General features: G+C 44.9%; 18 protein-coding genes. 2 read left to right on the forward strand and 16 right to left on the reverse strand.

Annotated elements, in window-relative coordinates; translation table 11 throughout:
- Positions 1 to 5: 5 nt before the first annotated feature.
- Complete coding sequence (locus L0M14_RS18625; protein WP_235118124.1) at positions 6 to 1,418, reverse strand: carboxylesterase/lipase family protein; 1,413 nt, start codon at positions 1,416 to 1,418, stop codon at positions 6 to 8.
- Between the two features lie 128 nt (positions 1,419 to 1,546).
- Between L0M14_RS18625 and L0M14_RS18630 the strand changes: the two genes are divergently transcribed.
- Both L0M14_RS18630 and L0M14_RS18635 read left to right on the forward strand, forming a co-directional pair.
- Positions 1,547 to 2,008: a LysR family transcriptional regulator gene (locus L0M14_RS18630; RefSeq protein WP_235118125.1), complete on the forward strand. Its 462-nt coding sequence runs from the start codon at positions 1,547 to 1,549 to the stop codon at positions 2,006 to 2,008.
- A gap of 8 nt (positions 2,009 to 2,016) precedes the next feature.
- Complete coding sequence (locus L0M14_RS18635; RefSeq protein ID WP_235122958.1) at positions 2,017 to 2,445, forward strand: LysR substrate-binding domain-containing protein; 429 nt, start codon at positions 2,017 to 2,019, stop codon at positions 2,443 to 2,445.
- Here the strand turns inward: L0M14_RS18635 and L0M14_RS18640 are convergent.
- The 15 genes from L0M14_RS18640 to L0M14_RS18710 all read right to left on the reverse strand — a co-directional run bounded on the left by L0M14_RS18640 (position 2,384) and on the right by L0M14_RS18710 (position 17,959).
- Positions 2,384 to 3,343 carry a helix-turn-helix transcriptional regulator gene (locus L0M14_RS18640; protein ID WP_235118126.1) on the reverse strand — a complete coding sequence of 320 codons (960 nt, stop codon included), beginning with the start codon at positions 3,341 to 3,343 and terminating at the stop codon, positions 2,384 to 2,386. The genes L0M14_RS18635 and L0M14_RS18640 overlap by 62 nt on opposite strands.
- Before the next feature lie 59 nt (positions 3,344 to 3,402).
- A complete protein-coding gene (locus L0M14_RS18645) occupies positions 3,403 to 4,968 on the reverse strand; it encodes a type 2 periplasmic-binding domain-containing protein (protein WP_235118127.1) in 1,566 nt (521 codons plus the stop codon).
- Between the two features lie 31 nt (positions 4,969 to 4,999).
- Positions 5,000 to 5,653 carry a carbohydrate ABC transporter permease gene (locus L0M14_RS18650; RefSeq protein WP_235118128.1) on the reverse strand — a complete coding sequence of 218 codons (654 nt, stop codon included), beginning with the start codon at positions 5,651 to 5,653 and terminating at the stop codon, positions 5,000 to 5,002.
- Between the two features lies 1 nt (position 5,654).
- Positions 5,655 to 5,888: a hypothetical protein gene (locus L0M14_RS18655; protein WP_235118129.1), complete on the reverse strand. Its 234-nt coding sequence runs from the start codon at positions 5,886 to 5,888 to the stop codon at positions 5,655 to 5,657.
- 13 nt (positions 5,889 to 5,901) lie between these two features.
- Positions 5,902 to 6,813, reverse strand: coding sequence for an ABC transporter permease (locus L0M14_RS18660; protein ID WP_235122959.1), 912 nt, complete (start codon positions 6,811 to 6,813; stop codon positions 5,902 to 5,904).
- Positions 6,807 to 7,544, reverse strand: a complete 738-nt coding sequence (locus L0M14_RS18665; protein WP_235118130.1) for an SDR family NAD(P)-dependent oxidoreductase — start codon at positions 7,542 to 7,544, stop codon at positions 6,807 to 6,809. Before L0M14_RS18665 ends, L0M14_RS18660 begins: the two co-directional genes overlap by 7 nt.
- 27 nt (positions 7,545 to 7,571) lie before the next feature.
- Positions 7,572 to 8,279 (reverse strand): SDR family NAD(P)-dependent oxidoreductase, encoded by a 708-nt coding sequence (locus L0M14_RS18670; RefSeq protein ID WP_235118131.1) that lies wholly within the window; start codon positions 8,277 to 8,279, stop codon positions 7,572 to 7,574.
- Between the two features lie 17 nt (positions 8,280 to 8,296).
- Positions 8,297 to 8,944 carry a ThuA domain-containing protein gene (locus tag L0M14_RS18675; protein WP_235118132.1) on the reverse strand — a complete coding sequence of 216 codons (648 nt, stop codon included), beginning with the start codon at positions 8,942 to 8,944 and terminating at the stop codon, positions 8,297 to 8,299.
- Between the two features lie 206 nt (positions 8,945 to 9,150).
- On the reverse strand, positions 9,151 to 9,744 hold the full coding sequence (locus tag L0M14_RS18680) for an alpha/beta hydrolase (RefSeq protein ID WP_235118133.1): 594 nt from the start codon (positions 9,742 to 9,744) through the stop codon (positions 9,151 to 9,153).
- Positions 9,745 to 9,759: 15 nt separating this feature from the next.
- On the reverse strand, positions 9,760 to 10,494 hold the full coding sequence (locus L0M14_RS18685; RefSeq protein ID WP_235122960.1) for a sulfite exporter TauE/SafE family protein: 735 nt from the start codon (positions 10,492 to 10,494) through the stop codon (positions 9,760 to 9,762).
- Between the two features lie 220 nt (positions 10,495 to 10,714).
- On the reverse strand, positions 10,715 to 11,590 hold the full coding sequence (locus tag L0M14_RS18690) for a carbohydrate ABC transporter permease (RefSeq protein ID WP_235118134.1): 876 nt from the start codon (positions 11,588 to 11,590) through the stop codon (positions 10,715 to 10,717).
- A gap of 12 nt (positions 11,591 to 11,602) precedes the next feature.
- The gene (locus L0M14_RS18695) at positions 11,603 to 12,340 is read right to left on the reverse strand and encodes an ABC transporter permease (RefSeq protein ID WP_311198736.1); all 738 of its coding nucleotides are present in this window, start codon (positions 12,338 to 12,340) and stop codon (positions 11,603 to 11,605) included.
- A gap of 229 nt (positions 12,341 to 12,569) precedes the next feature.
- Positions 12,570 to 14,213 (reverse strand): extracellular solute-binding protein, encoded by a 1,644-nt coding sequence (locus tag L0M14_RS18700; RefSeq protein ID WP_235118135.1) that lies wholly within the window; start codon positions 14,211 to 14,213, stop codon positions 12,570 to 12,572.
- Between the two features lie 306 nt (positions 14,214 to 14,519).
- On the reverse strand, positions 14,520 to 16,343 hold the full coding sequence (locus tag L0M14_RS18705; RefSeq protein ID WP_235118136.1) for a galactose-binding domain-containing protein: 1,824 nt from the start codon (positions 16,341 to 16,343) through the stop codon (positions 14,520 to 14,522).
- 182 nt (positions 16,344 to 16,525) lie between these two features.
- Positions 16,526 to 17,959, reverse strand: coding sequence for a glycosyl hydrolase (locus L0M14_RS18710; RefSeq protein WP_235118137.1), 1,434 nt, complete (start codon positions 17,957 to 17,959; stop codon positions 16,526 to 16,528).
- Positions 17,960 to 18,271 lie beyond the last annotated feature (312 nt).

Below are 18,271 nucleotides of genomic sequence, written 5' to 3' on the forward strand. Positions count from 1 at the left end.
CCATCTCACAGGATGAAAACCTGAGAAGGAACGTCTTTTATAGGCTGACTACTAATCAACTGACACTCATCATCAAAAACCATTGCCTTACGCTCCACAAGATCAAACTTGCTCCAATGCACATCGTCCGCTTCCGGATTCGCGAAGCTCATGAAAGAAACCCATGCTTGATGCATGCGATCAACTAATCGCTCACTCTCTAGAGGACTCATCGGCAGCTTCCAAATCAATGGCATCTCAGCGCTATGGACCGCCCCCATCGCACCTTTGCTATAATCAAATCGGTACAGCCAAACAGGAACATGCTTAGCTGCGAGAGCTTCTGCAAGTTGAACGACTGCGTATCCATACAGGTAGTTCGTTAATGTTTCAACCGCAGCTTGTTCCCGCGTTTTTTGAAGGCAAGCTTCCTCATAGGCTTGAGTAACTTCTAAACCATTTTTCCCAAATAAGGCTTGAACGTTAGATTTCTCCATTATGCTTAAACCCTCAATCTGAATCGTAGCTAGAGCCTCATCCTTATTGGATCCGATTAACACTGGAACTACATTCGCTTCACCCATTCGAATAGATTCTAGTGGTGGTCTTACAATCGTTTTACCGTCAATCACAGGTCCAAACTTATGAAGTCCGGTTGCTCCTCCATCGAAACTCGACTGTGCCTTTATTAGCTCGGAAAACGGTAACTCCAAGAGCATATTCCCTTGTTCTTTGGAGAGATTCAAAGCTTCAAGAAACCGACCGGTAATTGTGGATGCCGTGCCCAAGTCTCTGATCGATTGGACTCCTCCGCTCTGAATGATGGCCCTGTGAAATAAACCTTTTGCCTCTGGGACGCAAAGAAGCGTAGAAGCCAATTTGGCTCCAGCCGATTGCCCCATAACCGTAACCCGAGCAGGATCTCCCCCAAAGCTGGAAATATACTGTTGAACCCAACGCAAAGCTGCGATAATGTCCATCAATCCGCAATTACCGGAGCCTCTATATTCATCACCCAATACATCGCCTAATTCCAAAAAACCTAACGCGCCCAGTCTATAATTGATCGTTACACTAACGATCCCCTTCTCAGCGAATACGGCGCAATCATACTCGGACCCGGCTCCCATAACAAAAGCTCCTCCATGGATCCAAACCACAACAGGGCGTTTATGATCGTCACAGGCAGGCGTCCATATGTTCAAATATAAGCAATCTTCTGACTGCTCTTCTGCGATTGGCCATTCAGGCAGTATAGCTTGTGGAGCTATGCCGCCAAACTTCTTCGCATCCCGAATGCCTTCCCATGGTATAACCGGTTTAGGCGCCTTGAATCTTAACTCCTTTACCGGCGGGCGGGCATATGGAATGCCTTTGAAAATATGCAGACCATTCTCTTGTATGCCCTCCATTTGTCCATCGCTAATGGAAACTACCACTTGGACACGTCCTTTCTTGAACGAACCTATACTTCCTTGCTATTTCATTTTATTACCGAGTCATATATAGTGTAAAATATATAAATGTATATAAAATATATAACCAAATACATATATAGAGGTGGACTATGGAATTATCTCAGCTCAAATACTTTAGACACACAGCCCGGACAGAGAATATAACGAAATCTGCGGCCGAACTGCATATCTCACAACCGGCTCTAAGTAAAATGATCGTTACCTTGGAGAAAGACCTTGGCGTAAAGCTTTTTGATCGGGAAGGGAAGCACATCAAGCTGAATAACCATGGAGCAGTTTTTTTGAAATACGTAGACATTGCTCTGGGCGCATTGGAAGATGGACGGAAGGAACTGGAAGATATTAGCGGACAAACGTCTGGGACGCTCCACGTAAGTTTTGACGTAGCCTCTCAATTGATGCCTGATTTGTTAAAAGAGTTCCGTGACCGTCATCCAGAGGTGACCTTCCATCTCTTGCAGCATGATAGAAATCCAACTCAAGCGAAATTCGACTTTTGTATCACTTCATCTCTAGTAGGGCCAAGCGGAACTGAAAAAAAGAGCTGCTGAAGGAAGAGATTTTTCTCGCGGTACCTGATACACATCCGCTTGCTTCCCAAAAAAGTGTGCATCTCTCCCAGTTTGCAGAGGATGGATTTATCACTTTAAAACAAGGAAGCAGTTTGCGTGAGACAACAGATGCCTTGTGTGCGCTTGCCGGATTCAAGCCTCGTATTATTTTTGAAAGTGACGATCCTGCTACCGTGCGCGGATTGATTCGGGCAGGTCAAGGTGTCGCGTTCGTACCTGCAATCACCTGGAAAGGCACCACAGACTCTTCTGTTGTTTTGCTTCATGTGAAACATCCTGAATGCACACGTAGGATCGAGCTGCACTGGATGAAGGATCGTTATCTCTCTATGGCAGCGCAAGCATTTCGTCAGTTCACAATAGACTACTTCTCGAGGCTGCCTCTTTCAGCATATCCAGTACGATCGAATGATTAACTTCAATATTCCCCCATGCTTCATAGGATTCCATCCAAAGATTTCGTTTCACCCCATCTGCATGAACTAACATCTTCTTATACTGGTATGGTGTCATTTGGTACTTGTCTTTGAAGCTCCTATTGAATGATTTGACATTAGGAAAACCAACGCTATGGGCGATATCGATCATATTCTCTGAAGGGTTGACAAGCATGCATTCCACCGCCTTTTGAATTCGAATTTGGTTTAAGCATTCAGAGAAGGTCAACCCCACTTTTTTCTTGAAAAAGTGGGAAAGATAATAGAAGCTAAGAAACTCATCTTTCGAGAAATCCTTAAGTGAGATTTGTTCTTTATAATTTTCATTCATATAAACCAGAATCCGATTGAGTCTAGATAAATCCTGTTCAGATATGGTATCGGTTTTATTAACCAGCTTGGAATACGGCACTTTCCGCAACAGCAAGGTTATAAAATGGTGAATACAGGCCATAACTTCATGTTGAAAACCAACTTCCTTACTTGTCATTTCACCGACCATTCGTATGAGTATTTTTTTTAATTCACGAGTAGTTTCACGATGATAAGCTTGACTTAATTCATCACGATGAATGTGCAATTGTGTGAAATCAACCCCGAATTGCTTACAAAAAGATAGATCGAGCTGAATGATCAAGATCAAATTATGACTTCCCACATAATTAGAGGCATGAATTTCATTACAATTCATCAGCAATATGTCATGTTTTTTGACGAAATACCGCTGCTGAGTGGTTTGAATATGGACCTCGCCCTGAAGGACAAAAAAGATTTCAAATTCTTTATGCCAATGATAGCTGTAGCTTGGCTTTTTATGGAGAACAAGCCGGATGGGCAGCCCTTCCTGCAGCTCAATGACTTTGTACGTATAGTCCATTGCATCATCTCCTTAAGCAAAAAGCCGCTCCCTTTTCAAGAAACCGGCTTCAAATCCACTTATTTATACGGCAGTAGCTTCTCATCATAGAACTTGGACCATTCGTCATATTCCTTCTTCTCTTTCACATAAAGCTGGTTAACTTCCGCCTCCACTTCTCTTCCTCCTTTCGCGTACCAGTCTTTGACAAAGGTATCAAAGGTGTCTAAGCTTTTGCCACCGTAAATAATTTGGTTAAATGTCTGATCCATTAAAGTATTCAGATCTGCGCCATATTGGCTCCAAGCTGGACGATCGGTCGACTTCGGCCAATAGATTTTGCTGCGAAGCGGACTGGAAGTCTCGATCCGTTTTTTATAAAGAGCTGTGGCCTGCTCTGTATTCTTAATGTTGTTCTCATCCTTGCGATCGCCGAACCAAATCAGCAGCGACAAACCAATCTTAGGAGCTTCCTTGGGATCGATTAGCGTGCTGAACTTCCCGTTTTCAACCTTATAATGCTCACCTTCGATCCCAAACTTTCTTAATTTAAACACTTCCGGCGAATTCATCTTGTCGAGCACCTGGAACACTCTTGCAGGATCTTTGGCATGTGTCGTAATCGAGTTATAGCACCAGCCTCCAAGCGATTCCGGCCAGTCTGAGCTAAATCCATCTGGCCCTTTCGGCAGATCAATCGGCAAGAATTCGCCCGTAGGATTATTCGCTTTGAATGCTACTAAAGTCGGGTTTGCCGGATTCACTTGATCGATATAGCTGTAATAAAATCCCGTTTTCCCCTGTGCGATCACTTCGTTTTGCTCTTTTTGCGAAGCTCCTTTATCGATATAACCGTTCTCATACAAGTCTTTCATGAGTGCGAGCGCCTGTTTCATTTGCGGCATGACTGCCCCCAACTTAATGGAACCATCATCTTGGATGATAAAGTTATCGGCTTTCAGACCATATGCTTGCTCAAATACGTAAAGCGGCTCATGCGGGAAGCCTTTCCATGTTGCTAATCCAAAGGTATCCTTCTTCCCATTGCCATCTGGATCCTGTTCCGTGAATGCCTTGACTGTGCTCAAGAACTCATCCATCGTTTTGGGAACAGGCAGCCCCAATTTGTCCAACCAATCTTTCCTGACATACAGTGTTTTGCTGCTCGCTTCCGATACATCCCCAGGCACCGAATAAAGCTTGCCATCTTGATAGGAGGACCATAGCGTTTCTTTACTGTAGTAATTCAATAAATTTTTACCATATTTCTGCATATAAGGAACCAAATCAACAAGCTGATCATTTTTAATCCACTGCTGGTACTCTTTCTCCATTCCGGAGCGCCATAGCAAATCAGGCATGGTATCCGGCTGACTCATCAATAAATTCAATTTGGTCGAAGCATCCTGCCAACCGCCTAGAGGAAGTAGGCTTAACTTCGTGTTCAGCACTTCATTCAATTTTTTCTCCATCACAGTATCTGTCGTTTGCGGACTCCCAGGGGGAAGTGTAATGGACATTTCTAGCGGCTTGCCCGAATCAGTCGACTCCTTGCCTTGATCCTGCGGCTGCTGCTCCGCACATCCCGTCACCATCACTCCGGCAGCAAGCATCAACGATATTTGTATAACTAGATATTTTTTCATCCTGTTGACCTCCCCTATGCTTCTTCCGTGATCAGCCTTTCAACGAACCCACTAACACGCCTTTCATAAAATACTTTTGCAGGAACGGATATACCAGCAAGATCGGCGTAGTTGCTACGATAATAGATGCCATTACTATCGATTGTGAAGATACTTCACTCTCTGTTGAAATATCGACCCCAGCCTGAGACATGGCCGATGAGGTTTGCCCAATAATTTGCCGAAGTACGGCCTGAAGGGACCATTTATCTTTGTCTACCATGTACAAAACCGAGGAAAAGAAATCATTCCAGTAGCCTACCGCCATAAAGAGAACGATCGTAGCCAAGACAGCTTTGGATAAAGGAAGAATAATCTGGAAAAAGATGCGTATATCCGTTGCGCCATCGATTCTAGCTGATTCTTCCAAACTTTCAGGCAGTGCTGCAAAAAAGTTCCTCATGATAAAAAAGTTCCAAGCCGATATAAGACCAGGTAAAATCAATGCAGGTAGAGTATTAAATAAATGCAGATTCTTGATCAAAATATAATTTGGAATCATCCCTCCGCCAAAGAGCATCGTAAAAAAGATCATCAAGGTGAAAAAAGTTTTACCTCTCAGCATATTTTTACTCAAAGGATAAGCCATCATAGCTGTCATCAGCATGCCCAGCAAAGAACCTGTAGCAGTAACGATGATGGACACTTTAAAGCCCGTCGCAATGGATGGATTCGCGAGGACGATTGTATAGGTCGTCCAGGTAAGATGCCTTGGCCACAGGAAGAACTCCTCCTGTTGAAGCGAATTTCGGATCGCTTAAGGAGTACATCAAGATATGCCAGAACGGGTACAGCATCATAATCATAAGTACGACCATGAGTACGATATTCGCAGTATGAAACCATTTTGTAGGCAGCGATTCTTTTAATCCTGAATACATGCTATGCCTCCTTTTACCACACCGCTTCTTCTCCAAATCGCTTAGCCAGCCAATTCGTTCCCGAGATCAAGATGAGTGCAATCAGCGATTTGAATACGTCGGCAGCCATGGCCAAGCTGTAGTCCGCACTGATGATCCCCCGGCGATACACATAGGTGTCGATTACATCTCCAACGGGATACACGATCGGATTATAAAGCAGTAAAATTTGTTCAAATCCGGCGCTCATAATGCCGCCCAGACTCAAGATACCTAGAACGATGATCACACTTTTGATCGACGGTAAAGTAATTCTCCACATTTTTTGCCAAGTCGAGGCCCCATCCATCGTAGCTGCTTCATATAATTGAGGGTCTACATTCGAAATAGCGGCCAAATATACGACTGTGCCCCACCCCGCTCCTTTGTAGATATCCGAAACTACAAGCACGGTTCGAAACCATTCCGTACTGTTGAGAAAATCAATGGACGTTCCGCCAAACCATTGAATGATTCCGTTGATAAGACCGTCACCCGGATTTAGGAAAACAACCATAATGCCTGATAAGACGACCCACGAAACAAAATGGGGCAGGTAAAGAATCGTTTGCGTCACCTTTTTGAATGTGACAAGCCTCAATTCATTCAGCAATAGCGCGAGTACGATCGGAACCGGAAATCCAAAGACCAGTTTTAGCAGACTAATCATAAGAGTATTCCAAAATTTTTGCCCAAAATCTACGCCCTTGAAAAGAGCGGTGAAATGATCAAGTCCTACCCAAGGACTGTTCCAGTACCCTTTAAACATATTAAAATCCTGAAAAGCAATCGTTACTCCCCACATCGGCACATATTTGAAAATAACGAAGTAAAGGATACCTGGAAGCAGAAGCATGTATAAGTATTTATTCTTCGCGAGATCCTTCTGCCAGCCGCCCCCTACCATGGCCACTCACGCCCTCTCCAATCACGCATGACCAGCCGGTCCTCATCTGTAACTCCATTTTGAACAGCACATCTAGGCTGTATAAAATAAGAAATCGCGGAAGCTGCAACTACATCAGGCTCTAGCTGTGCTTGCTCGTTGCGGACACCCGACATATACGACTTCATCCAACCAGGATGAAACAATCGAAATGTGTAGCCCTGTGGTCTTAACGTATGAAATAATAAGTTGACCCCCATGTTCATCGAGGCTTTCGACATACAGTACCCGTACCAGGCCTCCCACTCGCACGCGCTAATGCTGCCCGCTTCAGAAGAAACAAAGCATAACCGTTTGAGGTTGCTTGACGCCGTTAGCGGGAGGTAGGCTTTCGTGACTCTCAACATGCCGAGAGCATTGACATTGTACAACCTCAATAGATCAGTGTAATCTTGCTTGCCCTGGATATTCGAATCCTTCAAATGCGTGGATACGCCGGCGTTGTTTACGATGACATCAACACAATCTACTAGACTTCCCACGTGTTCCACGGAATGTTTCACAGATTGATCCGAAGCAATATCTAGCTCTACGATCGTCACTTGACCAGGAAAAGTATGGACCAGCTCTCCCAGTTCCAGCCAATCGGAGAGATAACTCCCGGCGAATACTCGCCAACCCTTTTGTGCGAATAGCTTAACGATGGAAAGTCCTAATCCCCGGTCAGCTCCCGTTACGAATGCGGTTTGCACTTCAGCTCCCCCTCTCTAGTACGCGATTTAAAAGGGCCATTCTTCCCCCATTGATCCATGGATAGTTAATCGGCTTTCATCGTCCCTGCTAGCTGTGAACAGTTCATATGCACGAAGTGCCAACTGTTTGTTTCCTTTAGTAGGACCAGCCCCGTCTCCAAGTCGGCTTGGAACGCTAGATGGAACATAAATGCGGAATGTATAACCCTCTTTACTCAAATGATTACACATAATCATGATTGCCATATGCAGCCCCGTCATTGCCATACTCGACCCAATTGAGCCGCCGTTTCTCTTCATCGCCATACTTCCCGCCTCATCAGAAACGAAGACCAGCCGCTTTAGTCCGTCTTGCACGTCAGTTAATGGAAGAAAGGCTTCTATATAACGAATCGGTCCTAGAGCATGAATGTCATAAGAACGAAGCGCTTCATCAAAATTCAAATCCTCTAAGGAATCAGCCTGTTCCGCTTCCCGGATGTTACTGACTAACAGATCGACATGGCGAACTTTCGATGCTACCTGCTCAACTGCTACTTGGAATGATTGAATTGATCCAGGGTCTATGAACAAAAGGTGGAAATTTCCCGGGTAATCATGGACTATCGATTCAATTAGGAAAGATGACCGCCCCATACTACCACCGAAAACGATCCAGCCTTCACTTAGTAATTGCCTACATAAGCTGCTGCCGAATGCATCATCTGCTCCCATTACAACTGCTGCTTGACTCATCCCTAAGCTCACCCTTTCTAATCAGCTTGTTGCCCCTTGCGCGCAACCTTTGTCAAAGCGCTTTCAATTGTTCGCTGATAATGAGGATTCAACCAAACCTCGAGGTAATGTCCCGGTGTCAACACACATACTTGTCCCCGCCCATGCCGCTTGATCCAACCTGCCGGCTGCTTGCCCGACTGCGATGAGGATGTCATGAAGATCTCTGCCTGTTCATCGAACATGTTAACAAAGTAATGTTCATCAAAAATCTTAAATGGCGGATATTCATTGCCAAACCAAGATGTGTCTTCCGCATACTCCAGCGTCACCCAACCTGCTTCGGGATGCTGAGTAAACACGCCGCCAACAAGCTCGCGAAAGCACTTTTCATTCGCATAACCCACTGTTCCGGAATGGATCACCAGCAAGCCTCCACCCTTTGCTACATACCGATCAAAATCCATTTGTATCTCTTCGGTCAGCCATGGCTCCGCATCCTCAGGAGACCTGCGATTGGATTTACTAAGAATCACGGCCGAATACTGCTCTAGTACATCAGATTTCCAGTCTGCCGTATCCACTATAAACTCAAATTGAAATCCTCGAGGTTCAAGTGGTCGTAGACCCTCTATAACCGTTATCGCCGGGTGCCAGTTATCCCCACACAACACGCCTATCCTCATAGGCTACCGCCTCCTTATAGGCAGCCATTCCAACACTCGCTGAATGTACTCATCCCAGAATTCCCATTCATGTCCACGCCCGGGAGCCTCCAGATAGGTTAGGTCTAGCTGATCCCTAAATCGATGTTGAAAATTTACATTGATCTCATAGTTATGGTCATTCGTCCCACATGCTTGATAAAACTTAGGCAGTTCGACACCAGCGCTTATGCGTTTTTCCAATAACCATTCCAAATCGTTGTCACTTTTGTCATACTCTTCGTAGGAACCGAAAGTATGTCTCGCCATCTGCAGCATGACTGGATTCCCGATGTTAGGATTGTCTGTGAGTCTGCTCCTCTGATCAATGCTGCCCGATAAACTAGCAACAGCTGCAAATTTCTCCGGGCAAGTGATACCCAGCTTAAACGCCCCGTACCCCCCATCGAGAGTCCCGCTGCAAACGTATCCTCGCGCTTTCCCGAGACATGAAAAAAATCCTGAACAATTCTCGGCAATTCCTCGGATAAATAGGTAAAATAATTGAAGCCATATTTTTGATTCGAATAAAAGCTATATTGTACGGCTGGCATCACAACGACCAGACCTAAAGACGAGACGTACCTTTCGATCGAGGTATTCCTCCGCCAATTCGTGTGATTGTCCGAACCTCCATGCAGCAGATATAACACTGGATATGGCGGTTCAAAGGCTCCGTTAGTAATTCCAACCTGCCCCTGCGCCCGCTGCGGTACAATGACATCAATAGAACTCGACAACCCTAACACTTCCGAGAAAAATTCTACCTGCATAAATGCCATGAAAACCTCTCCTCTTTATTTAATCAGCAATAACGTTGCTCCAAGCACAGGAATAACAACCATCGCTGTCTTCAAATACCGGCTTGGCACACGGTTCGTAAATTTGGCTCCCACATACGAGCCCGCCATAATCCCAATCAAGACTTCCGCTAAAACGGTCAAATCCAAATGACCTGATCCATAGAAGCCCACTCCGCCAGAAAGTGCGATAGGAATGATCACGAGCATCGTCGTTCCCGCTGCTTGGCTAACCGTCATTCGCATAAGTGTCATCAATCCAATTTGAATGAACGGTGTCGAGCCGATTCCGAACAATCCAGACAAGGCGCCGCAAATGATGCCAATGACCATGGCTCGCAGCCAGAATGACACTCCTTCTACCGCCATAACTTCTTCTAGCTCCCTACTCCGCTTCGCCAGAAACATACGGATCCATAAGACGAATGCAGAGACATACAAGATGCTTGCTGTCATCAGCTGCAATCGGTGTTCATCAATATGTGCCGCAAACTGAGTGCAGACCCACGCTCCTGCAGCGCCAAACAGCCCGATAGCAATTCCAGTCCGCCACACCATATTACCTTCCCGATAATGACTGATCGTGCCCGATGCGGAGGAAAACAACATGGCAGCCAAAGCCGTCCCCAGCGCCGTATGGATGGGAAATCCAAAAATAGCCGTTAAAATCGAAATGATAAATCCCGAGCCCCCTGCACCAACGAAACCAAGAAACAAACCTGCAATAAACATGGCCCCCACAATCTCAATCGATAACCATACGTTCAATCTCTTTCGTCACACCTCCATCATCCCGCTTGGTTTCACTCATTCCAAGTGGTGTTGTCTCCCATTATAAGGCCGATATTAGGCAAATACTTCCCGTTTATTGAACTCATTTAGGGCAATAATTGCTCTCCTTCATAGCCCGAAAGAAAAACCTTGCCCCTTTTATAAGAGCAAGGCCTATTCGTTAACCCTTTACAGAACCGATCAAAGCGCCTTTCACAAAATGCTTCTGCAAGAACGGGTACACAATCAGAATCGGAATACTCGAAACGATAATCGAAGCCATTTTAATTGTAAATCCGTTCACTTCTGTCTGAAATCCGATAGCAACTCCAGCTTGCTGAATAGCTGAGGAAGTATTGCTGATCAAATCCTTCAGCACCATCTGCAGCTGCCACATATCTTTTTCCGATACGTAAATCACGGAGCTGAAAAAATCGTTCCAGTACCACACCGCAATGAATAAGGAAATCGTGGCAATAACTGCTTTGGACAGCGGCAGGACGATTCGAAAAAAAACCGTTAGATCTCCCGCACCATCTATTTTCGCTGATTCTTCCAGCTCATCAGGAATCCCCCTGAAGAAGCTTAGCATCACAAAAATGTTCCACGCGCCCAGTGCATTCGGCAATATGAGTGCCCAGTACGAGTCAAGCAGCCCCAATCCTTTGATTAGTAAATAAGAAGGAATTAAACCGCCGCTGAAAAGCATCGTGAAAAGAATCATCATGGAGAAAAACTTTTGGCCAAACAGCCGTTTTTTAGAGATCGCATATGCTGTCGTTGCCGTTAGGAACGTGCCAATCACGACTCCGCCTATCGTTGAAATGAGGGTGACTTCGAACCCGGACAAGATCGAAACATTATGGAGCACAGCCCGATAGGAAGCCAGGGAGAAGCCGGAAGGCTTCAGAAACAACCCTCCCGTAATCATCGTGGGGTCGCTTAGCGAGCCCATGACGATATACCAGAACGGATAAATCATCACCAGCATGAGCACGATGAAGAACGTGTAGTTGCTTGCGATAAAGACACGCTCTCCTTTGGAAATTCCGACCACCTGCATCACCTCCTACCAGAGCCCTTCTTGGCCGCATTTTTTTACGATTTGATTGGCCGAAATGATCAGCACCATTGCAACAAATGATTTGAATACTCCAGCCGCAGTCGCATAACTATAATCCGCATCCTGAATGCCTACACGGAACACATAAGTGTCAATGATATCCGCCACATCATAGACAAGCGGGCTGTACATCAAGTAGATTTGTTGAAATCCGGCTTCCAATATATTCGCTAAACTAAGAATGACCAGAATGATAATAACGGGTCTGATCGCAGGCAGCGTTACATGCCACATTTGTCTAGCCTTGTTAGCGCCGTCCATCCTCGCTGCCTCGTACAATTCCGGATTAACCCCCGCCATAGCCGCCAAATAAATGATCGTTCCCCAGCCAACTTCCTTATACAAATCACTGGCAACCAAAATGGAGCGGAAGTAGGATGCATCATTGAGAAAATCGATAGGACTTCCTCCTGTGCCCTTGATCATCACATTCACCATACCATCGACGGGATTCAAGAATGTCACCACGATACCCGAGAAAATAACCCATGAGACAAAATGAGGCATGTAAATCACAGACTGCGTAATACGTTTGAACACCATATGCTTAAGTTCATTCAGCAGCAGCGACAAAAAAATCGGGACGGAGAAGCCAGCTATTAATTTGTACAAACTGATGATAAACGTATTCCTTAAGATCTCGTAGAAATCGGGTGACTGGAACAGACGCACGAATTGGTCCAATCAACCCATTCGCTGCCGCTCATTCCAGTAAATATATTGTAATCTTGAAATGCAATAATGATGCCGTACATGGGAACGTACCGAAACAAGAGAATCATCAGTATTCCTGGCAATAGCAGCAAATACAAATATCGATCCCGATGAACTCTCTTCCAGACGCTCGACTTGCGCTCCAGCTTTGTTCTACTTATGCTTCTCGTTTCCATGGATGTTTCCATATATACACCTCTTATTTATAAGGCACGATGTTCTTCTCATACCAAGCATCATACGCTTTGTATTCTTCGACTTGTGTTTTGTACAATTGATTGGCTTCCTCATCCACTTGTTTTCCGCCCATTTTTTCGTATTTTGCTACGAAATCATCAAACGCCGATACCGGCAGCTTACCGGTAATAATGCCCCAGAATGTTTCCTCACGCAGCTTTTTAATATCTGTCATGTACTTATCCCACGCCGGACGATCAATCGCTTTGAACACAACAATTTTGTCTCTCATCGGCTTGGAGGTATCGATGTTGTGTTGGAACATCTTCGTCACCTCTGGCGTGTTCTTAATGTTGGCAGCATCCTTCCGCTGAATAATCCAGTCAAAGTTCCCCAACCCCAGCTTGTTTCCTTCATCGGGCGTTACTTTGCTGACATACTGACCGTTCTCGATGGCGTAATGTTCGCCTTCTTTACCGAATTTAATCAGTGTATTCACTTCAGGCATAGCAATCGTATTCAGTACCTGTACAGCATCGTCGGCTTTTCCTGTATCCGTTACCACAAGAAAGCACCAGCCAACATTCGGGTCCGGCAGATCTGAGCTAAATCCACTTGGCCCTTTAACCGGATCAATCGACATAACTTCACCTTGCGGGTTCGCTTTCTTAAAAGATATCGCCGCCGGTGTACCCGGGTTAAAGTAATCGATGAAACGGTAGAAAGAACCCACTTTTCCAGACGTATAAATTTCGTCGACCTTCTGATTGGATTGATTCGCCGCATTCGCCATACGAGGATCGATAACACCTTCCTTGTACAATTGAGCGAGAAGCTGCAGAGCCTCTTTTACTTCTGGCATCGTAGAACCAAACTTAATCGTCCCGTCATCTTGTTTGATGAAATTCTCTACATCCACGCCGTACGCATAAAAGAAAGGCGTCAAGCTCCGGTAGAAATTATCGCCAGAAAAACCATACGTATCTTTTTGTCCATTACCATCCGGATCATTATTCGTGAATGCTCTTAGGACACTAACATATTCATCCAATGTCTTCGGTGTTTGCAAACCAAGTTTATCCATCCAATCTTTACGCAAAATCGTGGTCATGTAACTAGCTTCAGGAACATCCCCTGGAAGTCTTACTAATTTACCGCTAGCATCCCATTGATAGAACAGTGTATCTTTCGTGTAGTAATTTAGAATTTCTTTCCCGTATTTTTGCAAGGACGGTGTTAAATCTTGAACGAGGCCCGCTTTCAGCCACTTGGAAAATTCTTTGGTTTCTCCTGTCCAGAGAACGTTCGGACGAGTATCTTTAGCGCTCATCAACAAGTTAATCTTCGTATTCATCTCTGACCAGTCAGGCAAATAGACAGGAGCGATATCCACCTTCCGGTTCAACTTCTCCGCCAACTTTTCTTCCAAAGCTTTCTCCGCCCATGAATCCGGAGTCTTGGGTCCACCCATCAAATCAATCGTAAGCTTCAAAGGTTCCTTGGACGTTTCCTTTTGCGAATTAGCCGAAGGGCTTGCTTCGTTATTAGCCGTCGGACTCGTCGTCGGGTTGCTAGTAAAGCTCCCCGCTTGATTAGAGCATGCTGCCCCTACCAACATCACACCGGCCATAACAGGAACGATCAATTTTCTTTTTTTACTTTTCATACAGACGCCTCCTTTAATTATGCGGAACCAAACCATTCGATGGTGAGCAACCGCGTTGGTATGTAGTTATCAGGACTGATTTGTATGCGTTTTCAAATTGATTATATCCAATATAACCCATATTGTAAATAAGTTTTTTTAAACTTTTAATTAAATTTAAATTTAAATTTATTCAACATAATATATTATTTTTCGAGCTCATTTCCCCCTCATACAGCCTAGGGAAATTCTATCTTCACAGAAAAAATGCCAACCAGCAGCAAATAGGCTGCGGTTAGCATTTTCTCAATTACGTTTCTTTACAGATTACCATCCCGGCATTTCATCTAGTGTCAGCACATTGGATGCACGATACAGTGCTGGCAGTGTGGTTTTGTTTTGATCAATGAAATCCGGCCACAGCATGCAATATACCCACTTATTCTGCGAAGCAAGCAAGGATGATGTCGGCATGAATTGACACTCCCCGATCGCAATCATTTTACCGCCTGACACTCTAAGCATCGTGTTGTAATTATTTTGCGTATATCCGGTGTTGTACACGTCTAGTGAAGCTATATCGAAGTACGCCGATCCCGGATTATAGGAATCAACTTCCGTGCTGAGATTGGAAAAATCCTGAACATTCCATACCCATATGAGGTTATCCAGTCCTTTTTGATTGGTTAAATAATCATGGGTAATTTGATAAAGCTTAGCGCTGCCGTTAGGACCTTTATGGCAAGACCACCAGAACACGCATTGATTCATTTCATGGAGCGGACGGAATAGTACGACAACACCTGAATCTTTCAAATCCTGAAGATAGCCCGACAACGTATCCAGTCGACTGATCCAATTCTTGTATAGTGTTGTGCCTGGAGTTGTCAGGTCTTTAAACTGCGCATCGCTGAGCTTAGCGGGATTTGCCCCACCTATATCATCCCAACTGCAGTACTCGTCTCGGGTTGGAGAACATGCGTGATACATGAGCGTAACAACAGCTCCTTGGTTAAATTGCCTTTTCGCTTCGTCAATTGTGTTGGTTCTATTATTGATCGCATAACTGCCAAATCCAAAGTCCCCTCCCCACAGAGCTGGTGTTTTCCCAGTGATGGACTGTATGCTTGCCGTATCGCTTGTCGGGTTAGCCGCATCTTTATTTTCAATGCCAACAATCGTCTGCTTACCGGAAATTCCATTCAAATAATCAAGAACTTGCTGCTTCGTATTGCCAGCCGCTGGGGGTGAACCGCCGTATATCTCGAACTCATACAATGAAAATCCGTAAGCTGTCGCCCTTTGGATCAAATAAGCCTTCACATACCTCGCGCTTGTTGCGCTAAAAGTAATGACATTTCTCCCTCCGGCTCCATTGTAGTTGGAATAGACAGTCGTCCATGTAACACGGTCCACAGAGGTTTGAATTTGGAATTGCTTCGCATAAGCAGCCTCCCACTGCAAGACAACACTGGACACAGATTGTACGGAACCCAGGTCAACGGTAAAATTTTGCTGGTCTGCATACGAGGATGCCCACCTTGTGCTGCCATTGCCATCTACCGCATTAGACGCCGGATAAGACGAATTCTCCGTTGTGGTCGCTGTCACTGTTTTACCTAGGGCAAGATTGGACTGCATAGCGCCATCGTCACCATAGATTTCAAATTCATACAGGGAATAACCATACGCAGTAGCCCGCTGAAAAGCATACATTTTCACGTATCTAGCGTTCGCTGAGAACGTAATTGTATTCGTGCCGCCAGTACCGGAGTAATTGGAATAAACTGTCGTCCAGTTTACGTTATCGTTAGAAGTCTGGATTTGAAATTGCTTGGCATAAGCGGCTTCCCACCGCAACACGACACTGGAAATCGAACGGTTTGCACCGAGGTCAACAATCATATATTGCGGATCAGCGAATGCCGAGGACCACCTTGTTTCCGTATTACCATCCACAGCATTATTTCCCGAATAGCTCGCCGATTCACTCGAAGATACTGTCACAGCCTTTCCAAGAGCCAGATTGACCTGAGCAGCTGAAGACGATTCAGGCCCTATGAATGAAATGCTTGTGAACAACAAAACCAGCGTCAACATGATGTAGACAGCCTTCCTAAAACCTTGATACCCGAATTGTGAAAATGTCATTTTTTCCCTCCTCCATATTTTCCACCAGCAATTCCCGCTTGATCATTGCCCTCTGGATGCTTGATACATGTATCGCGGACGTCATTACCTCCTTTACCAAATAACCCCCCTGACTCAATCACTTGAGGTTCAGGAGGTTATCTGATGTGCGGCAGCTTGGAGTAGGATCAAGACCTCTTGAACTATTTCAGCTTTGGCAATTCATCTTTCGTAATGACATTGGAAGCATTATAGACAGACCTAATTTCATCATCTGTATTGTACTCTACGCCCTGGATCGGATCGTACACCCACTCGGCCCACCCCATAGCGAACGCCCATTTAGGCTGATTTGTCAGAACGCTCGGACTAGGCAATTTCGCACATTCGCCGATCGCAATCGGCTTACCGCCAGCGACGCTTAATGCTGCATTATATTTGGCCGTTGTAAAAAAATCACCGTTATAAATGTCCAGCGCGAAAATGTCCCAGTATGCGCTTCCTGGATTGTAGGAACTCCATGTTGAGACGAACTTATCCGAGCTCTCCAAATCTTGCATATCCCATACCCAAACAATATTCGTTAACCCTTTCGTATTTACCATATAGTCGTGGGTCAATCGATACAGAGCGGCAGTTCCATTCGTTCCGGGTCTTCCCGCCCACCAGAATACACCTTGATTCATCTCATGGAACGGCCGGAAGAGAACGGTTACATGACTATCTTTCAATTGTTGAATGTAAGAGGCATACGTATCCAGACGCTTTTTCCATGCTATGTTAAGCGTGCCTCCATTCGTAATCAGCGAAGTCCACTGCGCATCTGTCAGCTTACTTACTACCCCGCCATCCCAATTACCTGGCTCCGATTGCGTTGGAGGTGTGACATGCATCATCAGCTGTACGATAGCCCCATTCGCCCACTGTCTCTTCGCTTCATCGATCATCGTCTGCCTGTTGCTGACATCGCTAGAGGAGAACAGAAAATCACCGCTCCATAGAGCTGGAGTTTTACCGGTAATTCCTATGATGGCGTTCGTGTACTTAGCAGGAGTTGAGTTCGGCTCTCGATTATGCTCTCCGATGACAGTGCCGCTTCGACCTGTACCTTTCAAGTAATCCAGAACCCCAATTTCGTTCATGGATGCAGCACCCCCGTAAACCTCAAATTCCCAAATCGAGAAGCCATATGAAGTTGCACGCTTAATTCCGTACATTTTCACATATCTGGCACTCACAGCAGGGAAACTAATAGAACTCGTTCCTCCTGTTGCACTGTAGTTCTCATATCTTGTCGTCCACGTTACGTTATCCGTTGAGGTTTGAATCTGAAACTGAGATGCATAAGCTACTTCCCATTTGATGAGAACACTTGATACCGTTTGTGTTGACCCTAGGTCTACGATGAAATTTTGATTATCCGCATAGCTGGATGACCATCTCGTATTACCGTTGGCATCAACCGCATTGGAGCCTGGGTACCCTGATTCCGTAGAAGAAACGGTTACGGGTCTCCCATAAGCCAAATTGATGTCGGCAGCAGAGGCCCGAGCAGGAAGCAAATAGACAAGCATACATACAATCATGACCATTGTGATAAGTATTTTTATTGCCTTATCCTGTTGGAAGATCAACATTACATAAACACCTCTTTCATAAAAATTTAGATTAACACTTCAAACTGTTTGCCACATCAACGATCAGTTCGGATCATGGATACTCGCAACTTCAACAATTATTTCTGTTCATGGGTACTTATGCGACATCACCATCCCCCTTCCAAACCAATCTGAATGCGCTTACAGTTGTAATTATAGTTATCGAAAAGCACAAAGTAAACAGTTTTATTTAATTTTTCTTATATTTTTAAATTAATTTTTTTATAATATTTTTCATTGTTATTTGTCATCATTTCAGTTTTTGCACATAACTATCAAAGGGTATCAAGC

Source organism: Paenibacillus hexagrammi, from assembly GCF_021513275.1.
GTDB classification, from domain to species: domain Bacteria; phylum Bacillota; class Bacilli; order Paenibacillales; family NBRC-103111; genus Paenibacillus_E; species Paenibacillus_E hexagrammi.